Annotated in this window: 1 protein-coding gene; it reads right to left on the bottom strand. The window is 68.1% G+C overall.

From position 1 onward, the window contains the following. Nucleotides 1-530, bottom strand: a 530-nt coding sequence (locus tag A5701_RS24480; RefSeq protein WP_197505060.1) for an acetylating acetaldehyde dehydrogenase, incomplete at both ends; no start/stop codon positions are given.

Genomic DNA, 530 nt, shown 5'->3' with positions numbered 1-530 from the left:
CCCTTGCTGGTGGTCTTGGTGAACTCGTCGATGTTGGCCCGCGTGCCCGGCCCGGCCGAGACCGACGCCACCGACGCGACGATCTCGGCGTAGGGCACCTCCACGACCCGGGATACGGCATAGACGATCGGAATGGTGGCCTGGCCACCACAGGTGATCATGTTGACGTTCGGCGCGTCCAGGTGCTCGCGGAGGTTGGCCGGCGGGATGACCGCCGGGCCGACGGCGGCCGGGGTCAGGTCGATCGCCCGGATCCCGGCGGCTTCGTATTTCGGCGCCGCGTCCCGGTGCACGTAGGCGCTGGTGGCCTCGAACACCAAGTCGGGCTTCTCCGACTGGGCCAGCAACCAGTCCACGCCTTCGTGCGTGGTCTCCAGGCCCAGCTTGCGGGCCCGCGCCAAGCCCTCGCTTTGCGGGTCGATGCCGACCATCCAGCGCGGCTCCAGCCACTCGGACCGCAGCAACTTGTAGAGCAGGTCAGTACTGATGTTTCCCGACCCGACAATGGCCACACTCGCCTTAGCCGGCAT

It is taken from the genome of Mycobacterium sp. E3305, from assembly GCF_001666785.1.
Taxonomy (GTDB): Bacteria; Actinomycetota; Actinomycetes; order Mycobacteriales; family Mycobacteriaceae; genus Mycobacterium.
The sequence above is the reverse complement of the archived record's forward strand: the minus strand, read 5'-3'. Positions and strand labels throughout refer to the sequence as shown.